Source organism: Daejeonella sp., assembly GCF_044232565.1.
GTDB lineage: Bacteria > Bacteroidota > Bacteroidia > Sphingobacteriales > Sphingobacteriaceae > Daejeonella.
In genome coordinates this window covers 1-10,652 of the sequence record NZ_JBIILQ010000075.1, presented here as the reverse complement: position 1 = coordinate 10,652, position 10,652 = coordinate 1, and the positions used below count along the sequence as shown (strand labels likewise).

Below are 10,652 nucleotides of genomic sequence, written 5' to 3'. Positions count from 1 at the left end.
CTGTATCGAAAATTCCTCCTGCTATTTCAGGATCATAACCAGAATACTTAGTGAAAGTAAAGGCATTCTTCACTTGAGAATAAATTCTGATCTTGCTGAATGACTTATTTTTAAATAATGAGGCAGGCAGGGTATATCCTAATTGGAAATCCTTGATTTTAATAAAGGAACCATCCTCAACATAACGATTAGACGCTCTTGTATTATTATTACCATCGGTAAATGAATACCTTGGGTTTTGAGCATCATTCGTGCTTCCTTCACCTGTCCATCTCGCTAACACCCCTCTATATTTATTGGTCATAGCTAAGTTACGCTCGTAAGCTCTATAAATATCATTACCTATTGAAGCATACACAAAACTATTTAGATCGAAATTTTTATAGTTTAGTGATAATCCCCATCCTAAAGTGAAATCAGGGAATGGATCACCAATTTGTGTACGGTCATCGCCATCAATTTTATTGTCACCATTTAAATCGGCAAAGCGAATATCTCCTGGTTTTGCACCTGGCTGACTTGCAGCGGCGGCAATATCTGCTTGATTTTGGAATAGGCCATTCGTTTTATATCCATAAAAATATCCAGGAGTTTGTCCAGCTTCAAATCTGGTAACAGTCTGGTTAGGAATGCCATAATTACCACCAGTGATTAAACCGTTGTTTGTCTCGGTAACTAAATTCTTAGCAGTTGTAAACGTTACGTTCGTGCTAATATTAAAGTTACGACTCACCTTATCTGTGAAACCTAAATTAAAGTCGAAGCCAGAAGTTTCGGTTGTTCCAATATTTGCTGTTGGAGATTGTGCTGATCCAAGATATAAAGACAAGGATGGCGTGAACAATAAACCACTGATATCCTTCTCAAAGTAATCTGCAGAGAATGAAAACTTGTTTTTGTAGAAGGTTAAATCAAAACCAGCGTTTAACTGCTTTTGTTTTTCCCAAGCAAGCTCATCATTTTTAAAAGAAGCTATCGTTGCACCAATTGAAGTATTGTTATTACCAAAGGTATAACCTGAATTTTGTCCCAAGTTGTACGCATAAATAAGTGTTGAAATCTTCTGATATTGAGGATTTACATTCTCATTTCCGGTGATACCATAACTACCTCTAATTTTAAAGTTGTTAATAAAGTCTACATTAAAGAAGTCCTCATTTGAAACCACCCAGCCCAAAGAGCCTGCATAAAAGTTAGCAAATTTATTATTTGCACCAAAAGCGTAAGATCCATCTCTACGTGCAGAGAAGGAAGCTAAATACTTCTCTTTATAATCGTAATTGATTCTGCTGAAATAAGAAAGATTTCTTCGCTCATACTGAAAAGAGCCTAAATCAATACCCGAAGTTGGCGCAATACCTGTAGCAGATGAAATATCTGCAAACTCCCATGAATTGAAAGGTACATCTTGTCTGGAGCCATTTAAAGCATTACCAGTTATTTTGGCCATTGAAAAACCAAGTATCGCATCAAATGTATGATCCTCATTTAATACCAAACTATAGTTTCCAAATGTTTCAAATGTATTATTGAAATACGTGTTTTTATATTCAGAAACACTGTTATGAGAACCAACTCTTGCAGAACCATCTGCATTTAAAGTTGAGTTAATATGCCCTGCTCCATAAAAAGATAATGGATTGAACGACTTACCTGTTACATCTACATTGGTATATCCATAACGAGAAGTAAGTTTCAAATTCTTTAAAATATCATATTGCAATTCCAGCTTACCATATAATTTATTTGTATTAGACTTGTTATGCGTATCATCTAATTGCGTAAGTGGATTAAATATTTCGGATAAAATGGTAGAACTCACACCATATTTACCGTAAGTATTTGGCGCTGTATTTAAGATAGACACTGTTGGATCGAAGTTAAGTGCGTTTGAAATAACGCTATTAATTCCATTTTCAGCAACATTGGCCCCCTTAATATTAACAAAGCTGGTGTTTGCTATAAATTTTAATTTAGGTGATAAATTAAAATTCAAGTTGGCAGTACCATTTGTACGGTTGAAGTGAGATTTTTGACCCCCACCAACAATACCATCTTGACCAAGATAGCCACCTGATATGAAATAACTCATTTTATCACTTCCACCTTTGGCGTTTAGCGTATGCGTTTGCATGCCCGCATTTTTGAAAATCTCATTTTGCCAATTGGTACCAACACCTAGCTTTGAAATATCCGAGAATATTAGATTACCACCTGAGGTTAAGCTTCCTTCATTAATAATGGCACCATATTCAGTAGCATTTAAAACACCAATAGTGCTAAGCACTTCTTGAACACCATAATTACTGTTTAAGGCATATTCTGTTGGCTGATTCTTTCTTCCAGTCTTGGTAGTAACTACAATTACACCATTTCCGCCCTTAACACCATAAATTGCAGTAGTAGCTGCATCCTTAAGAACATTGATAGATTCAATATCTGCTGCGTTAATGGAATTTAAATCGTCTAAACTTTGAATAGACCCGTCCACTACAACAACAGGGTCAGTTCCAGTGTAAGAAGGAATACCCCTGATTAGCACTGTAGGCTTTGATCCTGGTGAACCATTAGAAATTACAGTTACCCCTGAAGCACGCCCTTGTAAGGCATCTTCTGCACGTACCGGTCTTAATTTCTCAATATCTGCAGCCTTTACAGTTGAAATCGCTCCAGATATTTTGGTAATCTTTTGAACACCATATCCTACAACTACTACCTCATCCATTGAAGTTATTGAGCCTTCAAGTTCAATTGTAATCGCATCAGCATTATTAACCTGATAGCGGAAAGAGTTCATCCCGGTAAAGCTTACTAATAATGTAGCTCCCTTTTGGACAGAAATTTTAAAGTTTCCTTGAGCATCAGTAACCGTAGTAGTGGATGCTCCTACCACTGATACCGTAGCACCTGGTAGGGATTCTTTCGTGGTTTTGTCTTTTACAATACCAGAAACACTTAGCGTTTGAGCCATTGTTTGTTGGTATAAGGCAACAAAAAACAAAACTGTGAAGACTAATTTGATTTTAAATTTCATACAGAAATTGATTTTAGTAAATAATAATTGTTTATTATGTTTTAAATTATTTATAATTGGAATCTAAAGGTGCGCTAAACCAATACAACAATCAAAAAAATAACTACTTCAATACTACATCATAATGCAGAAATGAATCAGTTATAGGATATTTAAAATACAACAATACTACATCATAAATTTTAAGAAGACGCTTACAATAGCTTTAATTTATACATTCATGAGAAAATTATTATTGTTATTATTAATCCCATTGGGGTTATTTGGGCAAAACACCATCGGACTTCCAGATGTAATCAATTATGACAAGCAACAGTACAATGCAGGTTTACAGAATTGGGACATCAAACAAGACAAGAATGGGATCATATATGTAGCGAATAATGAAGGCTTACTCACATTTGATGGTAAGTATTGGAACTTATTTCCCCTACCCAATAAAACCATAGTACGGTCAATTGAAATAGGCTCAGACAATAAAATTTATGTTGGCGGCCAAGATGAGCTTGGGTATTTTGCTCCAACAGATAATGGAAGGCTATCCTATCATTCCTATATCCCATTAATTGATGAAGGGAATAAATCTTTTGGCGATGTATGGGACATAGTGAAGATTAATCAAAGTTTATTCTTTCGTACTTCGAGCAAGATATTTAAACTGATCAATGGCAAAATGGCAACCTATAAAGCCGCTAGCGAATGGAGCTTCATGGCAGCTTCAGGCACTACTTTATATGCTCATGATTATACAAATGGCTTAAATAAGTTTGAAAACGACACTTGGGTCCCTATTTTGCGACAGGAAGAACTGCCTAAAAATGACCCAATAACCGGTATTTTACCGATTAAAAACAAACAATCAATCGTAACAACATTAAAAAATGGCTTGTTTTTACTGAGCAACGAGGGTTTAACCAAAATAAAAACTGCAAATCAGAAACTCTTTGAAAACGAAAGAATATACGCTGCTACCTCAATTAATAACGATTGGATAGCGCTAGCAACAAGCAATGGTGGAATATATATAATCGATTGGCGAGGAAATCTGATTCAACGATTTTCAAATATTGAGGGATTACAGAATAATAATGTGCTCAGTATTTTCTTGGATCAACAGCAAAATTTATGGCTAGGCCTAGATAATGGTATCGATTTTATTGCATATAACAGTCCAATTAAGCAAATAAACCCCGCTTTACAAGATGGATCCGGATATGCTGCCATACTATTTGATAATCAATTATTTTTAGGCACCTCTAACGGGCTTTTTAGTGTTGGTCTACAAAATATCAAGGATTTAAGCTTCAGTAAAGGCGATTTTAAGGCAGTTGAAAACTCTAAGGGGCAAACATGGAGGCTTTCCAGAATTAATAAAGAGTTGTTATTAGGGCATCATGAAGGTGCTTTTTTAGTTAAAAACAATAAATTACAACAGATATCAGCTCTCCGAGGCTATTGGAACTTCCTGCCCCTATCGGATGCATTTGGAAAATCACAAATGGTGGCGGGCACTTATGATGGTTTAGTGATTTTCGATTCTGTTAATCAAAAGTTCATCGCAAAACAAAAAATACCAAAATTCACAGAGTCTTCCCGATTTATTGCCATCGACAATGATGATTTTTTATGGGTATCCCATCCATACCATGGCGTTTATAAAATTAAACAGTCAGAAGCTAATAAATATTCAATCGAAACCTATACACAAGCCAATGGATTACCTTCCAACGTAAATAACCACGTTTATAAAATCAAAAATGAGGTTTTGGTGGCCACAGAAAAGGGAGTTTACACTTATAATAAGGTGAAAAATGCATTTGAAATCTCGGCATATTATCAAAAGATTTTAGGCGACCAAAGTTTGCGCTATATGAAGGAAGATTCAAATGGCAATATTTGGTTTATTAGAGAAAAAACATTGGGCGTAATTGATTATACAAATGAAAATCCCAAAGTTATTTACCTGCCCGAATTAAACAACAAAATGCTGAGCGGCTTTGAATTTATTTATCCAATTAACCAAAATAACATCCTTATTGGTGGTGAAAAAGGGTTTTTCAATATAAACTATGAAAAATATAAACAATCAATCCCTAAATTAAAAGTCCAGGTTAGAACCGTAAAAATTAACAATCAAAGCGATAGCCTCCTTTTCGGTGGATTTTACAATACTTTACAAAATGAACAATCCGTTCCAAAGATTAGTTACGATTGGAAAACAATTCAGATAGAGTTTTCATCACCATTATTTGGCTTTCAATCAAACATAGAATATAGCTACAGATTAAAAGAATTCGATAAAAGCTGGTCGGAATGGTCAAAAAGAACCGAAAAGGAATATACCAATTTGCCGGCAGGAGATTACAGATTTGAAGTTAAGGCAAGAAATAATCTAGGCAATGAATCGGAAGTTAGCAGCTATTCATTCCAAGTTCTTCCGCCATGGTATCTAAGTAACTTTGCCAAGGTTATTTATTTCGGCCTTTTTGTGGGATTAATATTTGGGCTTTATAAATGGCAAGAGCGCAAGCTTCGGTTACAGCAGGAAAAACATCAAAAGGAGCAAGCCAAGCTATCCTATATCCACGATCTAGAGTTAAGCCGTACAGAAGGCGAATTAGCTTTATTAAGAAATGAGAAACTAGAAGTCGAAATTAATTTGATGAATTCTGAACTAGCTTCCTCCGCCATGCACCTCGTTAAAAAGGCCGAACTACTCAGTAAAACTAAGGAAGAGCTCAATAAAGTGATAAAAGTAATTGACCATCCGGAAGCCATCTCTGAATTAAAGAAAATGGTTAAAACGTATAATGAGGATGACCGTATGGACCAAGAATGGAAGAATTTTACCAAACATTTCGACAAGGTTCATAGTGATTTTTTAAATTTAATTAAAGAAAAACATCCAAATATCACATCAAATGAACTTAAACTTTGTGCTTACTTGAGAATGAATTTAAGCACCAAAGAAATTGCTCAATTTGCCAATATATCGGTCAGGGGGGTAGAAATTGGACGTTACCGATTGCGCAAAAAACTACAAATTCCTACTGAGGTTAGCCTATTTGACTATTTAATTGGGATTGGGTAGAGGAAATTGCTTTTGATTGAATTTTCATTAATTTTTCAATTATGAATTTATAAACTCAATCGGAGTCATAAACATTTTGATCGGCTCATTCCACTCCAAGAGCATTTGCAATCCACCTCAAATTTTGAATCACAACTATCCTTTTTGCCGAAATCTCATTTGTTATTTCCCTAACTTCAAGTAATTTCTGCTCCCTAGAATTAACAAGAAAAAGAGAACTTTCACCAGTTTTAAATTTTATTTCTTCACCTTTCAACAGCACATTACTATTTTTTTCGATGCTACTGTACAATTTTAGCTGATTATCAAGATTTTGCAATTCATTTTTATAATTCTCCCACTTGATAGCTGTCAAATTCTTTTTTTCAAGAAATGCATATTCAGCATCTCTTAATTTCAACTTTGCAAGGCTATAAGATGCCCTTTGCTTGGTAAATGTGAGCGGCATAGAAAATGTAAATCCGAACTTTTGATTGTTTTGTAACCATGCTGGATTCAAATTGTTCAAAATGTTTTTGCTAGAATTTAGCAAGCCAAGATTTACATTTAAGGCAGGCTTGATTTGATCCAATTTTAAACGTCTATCAAGCTCTAATTGTTTAATTTTAAGTTCATAATTCTTCACTTCTGGATTTAGTATAGCTATAATTGATGCCTCTTCATTTAAAAGGCTATCAGATAATTGCAGGTTAAAAACCTCGGTGTCGGGGATGATATTAAGCAGTTCAGGATCGACGGGGATAGCATTCTTGAGCCAAAGGAAACTTACTAAATCATTTTTACTGGTAATTAACTTTGTCTCATAGTCACTAAGTTTTTGCTCACGGGACTGCACTAAAATTAACGCCTCAAGCGTATCAATTGCTGGTAGATCGCCATTTTTATAAAGTAATTTCACACCCTCAGCGCGCTGCTTAGCCAAATTAACTGCCTGTCTATAAATTTCAGTATTGAGGTAGTTGTTTAACCATTTAACATAATTAGCTGTTGCATCTACAAATAGCTGATTGATAAGCTGCTGCTGATCATTTACAGCCATATATTGAAATAAATTTGCTTGTTTTAATGCTGCACGACGCTCATCGATTATTAATCCCTTACCCAATGGAACAGTCAGTCCTACAAAACCCAAACCAGCCTCCGGGACTTTATTTTCTGGATTTACAAAATTCCCTGAATAAGTGGTGTAGCTGCCTTGTAAATCGATACCATACCATAATGGTAATTTAATTTGAGGTACCAAATAATCATAATAGCTGGTCCCGTTTAAAATTTTTTGTTCTTGAGCCACTTCCAATTGGGGGTCAAAGCCTCCAATAGCCTGCCGACGAACATAAAAAGCCCTATCCACACCAATACCCGCCTGTAATACCACAGGATGATATGCCTTAACTAAAGAAAGATACTCATCTAATGTCAAACGCTTTTGTTGGGCCAATACAGGTCCGCAAGATAGAATTAGAAGAAAAAGAATCAATTTTTTCATTTCTCAGTTTTAGAATCTTTAGATGTTGGATTATAAAAATTTGCTGGGAAGCCATTAAATCGTCGCCAAAGTTCATACCAAATGGGCACATCATCAAGCAATGCAATCGACTGACAACCTGTTCCATATCTCAGATTTTTGGGCCATGCTTTATCACCTTCCTGCGGGATAACCCAAACCTTAAACTTTCCAGATTCATCAATGCTATTATCAATAGCAGAAACTTTTCCACTAAACAAACCGTAAGATGCCTGAGGCCATCCCGAAAAAATAATTGCAGGAAAACCATCAAACTGAATTCTAACAAGCTGCCCCAAATTAATAAGTGGCATATCATTGGGGTCAACCATAATTTCAACGGCCTGATTTAGTTGTGCCGGAATAATCGTCAATAACTTTTCCCCTTCTTTAACCGTTTCGCCAATTCCTGCCTTAGCACTTTGGAGTACCTGCCCATTTTGTGGAGCAATGATATAATGAAAATCCTTTCTAGCACGATAATTGAATAGTACATTTCGAAGTTTTGAAGCTTCGCCATCGCTCGAAGCAACTTCCGATAAGGCAGCATATTTATCGCCTGCTGCCTTAGAAATCTTCTCAGCATACTCTTGTGAAGCAGCTGAAAGTTCTAGCCGAATGTTCAGAAGCTCCGTCTTGCTGTTCTGGTATTTATTCTCTGTACCAATTTTTTTCGCAAGTGCATCCTGAAAGTATTGTTGCTTAGATTCAAAGTCGGATAGAGATTTTAATCCCGCTATATAAAGCTCTTCCTGGCGCTGTAATTGAACACTTGCAATTTTTAACTGACCTGCAGCAGCGCTCATCGCCATACTATCAGATTGTACTTGAAGCGTATATTGCTTAAGCTTCATTTTGAGCTGCGATAATTTAAGCTCCAAGCCCCCTTCTAAGGCACTTATTTGTTCGAGACTTGTTTTGGCTTTATTTCTGTAAAAATCTGCTGATTGACTCTTAGCATTTAATTGTTCGGTGGTACGCTGCAATAGATTCGGATCTAAATATTCGTCCTTAGTTTCTGCTAAAGCCAGCAAAGTATCCCCTTTGCTAACAAAATCGCCGTTTTGTATATACCATTTTGATATTCGAGCAGTAATTAAGCTATTTACTTCTTGCGGACGCTGCTCAGGGTTTAGTGTAGACACATTACCCCTAGAACGAATATTTTGCGTCCATGGTAAAAGGAGGACTAAAATCATAATGCCCAAAACAATCAACATCCATTTGGTTTTACGCATCCGGTGTTCGGGCGCACTTGTAGCTACAAAGGATTTGAACTCTTTAAAGTCTGTTTTTTTCTCAAGAAACATCTTATTCTCTAATTTATTGTTTTTTAGTTATTTGAATGCTACGGTCGCAAACAGATAGTAATTCTGGGAGATCGGTAATTGCGATCAAGCTAAAGGACTTATCGCTAGTTAATTTTTCTATAATGTGCTGGCGATATTCCAATTCAATTGCTTCCCATCCATTTTCCATCATCAGAATTAATGGCTTTCGCAATAAACAGCGAGCTAAAAGAATTTTTTGAATAACACTATGAGGAAGCTTTTGTCCCTGCGAATCAATCACCATTTGATAGCCTTCTACCTTTGATTGTATAAAAGGCAGAAGCCCCACAAGCTTACAAGTTTCATTGATTTCATCAAGCAATCTTTCTGTGTTTCCAAGAATAAGATTTTCGAGTAGTGTACCATTAAAAAGCTCCTCTTGAGCAAAAAAAACAGCTATACCATTACGCCAATCGTCAACAGGAATGTTGTGTAGCGGAAGCTCATTTACTAGTATTTGCCCGCTATACCCTCCATAAAGTCCAGATAGCACCCTAATCAAAGTCGTCTTCCCTGAACCCTGGTTTCCGCTAATACAAATCTTTTCCCCAGGCTTGAGGTCAAATGAAACATCATCCAACACCTTTTTTCCATTGGGGAAGGAGAATCCTAGATTTCTAACCGAAAGATTAAAACCATTTGAATAATCAGGTTCAAAACCTTTAATTCGATCCAAATCCCTATCCTGAGGTTTTTGTAATACATGGTCCAATTTTTCAATCGCAGTAAGTACGTCATAGCCTGTCGCTAGGCTGATAATCAATTTTTCAACTGAGTTTAAAACAGCAATAATAATAAGCTCAGCAGCAATAAATTGACCTAAATTGATTTTTTGATTAAGAAATAATAATGTCCCAATAATCAACATCGAAGCAGTAATTAAAACCTTAAAGGCAACTAAAGTTTTGTATTGAAACACAAGCACTTTAAAATGTAAACGTCTTGCCGCCAAATAGCCTAATACAAGTTGATCCACTTTAGTCAAGTGAAACTGCCCTTTCTGAGTGAATTTAAATGTTTTGATTGCTCTCGAAATCTCTTCTAACCAGTGCCCTACACGATATTTATAATCGCTTTCTTCCATGCTTGAGTTAAGTCCTTTATTACTACTCCCCGAAACAATAAAAACAATGAAGATTAAAAGAATGAAGCCGAAAACAGCAAATGCTGGGTGGTAAAAACTCAGCAAGATTATCCCAAAAATAATTTGAATAGAGGCCGTTGGCACATCTAATAAAAGCTTTGCCAAACCCTTCTGGAGATTTGCCGTATCAAAAAATCGATTTACAAGTTCCGGTAGATAATAATTATCGATACTTAATAAATCAATTCTAGGAATTCGATAAGCATAGGCAAATGTTAGACGAGTAAAAATACGCTGTTGAATATTCTCCGTAACGTTCATCTGCATCACCTGGATAACACCTCCCAAAAACACACCAACAACCACAAAAGCAATCAAAACCATTAAGGAAACTGATAATATGCCTCCAAATAACAGACCCACAATGGCCTGTATACCAAGAGGCAGGGATAATTGTATTGCACCAATGAGAACCGCGTAAAAATAGATTTGACCAACTTCCTTTCTCTCTATATTTATGAGTTGGACTAATTTTTTTAAGGCTGCGGTAAAAGAATACCTTATTGCTTTATTCATATTTTATATTAATTGTGATGAATTATTGATCT

At 35.8% G+C, this 10,652-nt stretch carries 5 protein-coding genes; 1 reads left to right on the top strand and 4 read right to left on the bottom strand.

The window, feature by feature from the left end; genetic code table 11:
- Positions 1–3,034: SusC/RagA family TonB-linked outer membrane protein (locus tag ACILQF_RS06020; RefSeq protein WP_395626513.1), on the bottom strand; the 3,034-nt coding region annotated here is incomplete at its 3' end.
- 220 nt (positions 3,035–3,254) lie between these two features.
- Between ACILQF_RS06020 and ACILQF_RS06015 the strand changes: the two genes are divergently transcribed.
- Complete coding sequence (locus tag ACILQF_RS06015; RefSeq protein ID WP_395626512.1) at positions 3,255–6,125, top strand: triple tyrosine motif-containing protein; 2,871 nt, start codon at positions 3,255–3,257, stop codon at positions 6,123–6,125.
- 85 nt (positions 6,126–6,210) lie between these two features.
- Here the strand turns inward: ACILQF_RS06015 and ACILQF_RS06010 are convergent, their stop codons facing one another.
- Genes ACILQF_RS06010 through ACILQF_RS06000 form a run of 3 tightly spaced genes read right to left on the bottom strand, consistent with a single transcriptional unit; the run spans position 6,211 to position 10,620 of the window.
- Positions 6,211–7,611 (bottom strand): TolC family protein, encoded by a 1,401-nt coding sequence (locus ACILQF_RS06010; protein WP_395626511.1) that lies wholly within the window; start codon positions 7,609–7,611, stop codon positions 6,211–6,213.
- Positions 7,608–8,939, bottom strand: a complete 1,332-nt coding sequence (locus tag ACILQF_RS06005) for an HlyD family secretion protein (RefSeq protein WP_395626510.1) — start codon at positions 8,937–8,939, stop codon at positions 7,608–7,610. Before ACILQF_RS06005 ends, ACILQF_RS06010 begins: the two co-directional genes overlap by 4 nt.
- Before the next feature lie 13 nt (positions 8,940–8,952).
- The gene (locus tag ACILQF_RS06000) at positions 8,953–10,620 is read right to left on the bottom strand and encodes a peptidase domain-containing ABC transporter (protein ID WP_395626509.1); all 1,668 of its coding nucleotides are present in this window, start codon (positions 10,618–10,620) and stop codon (positions 8,953–8,955) included.
- Positions 10,621–10,652 lie beyond the last annotated feature (32 nt).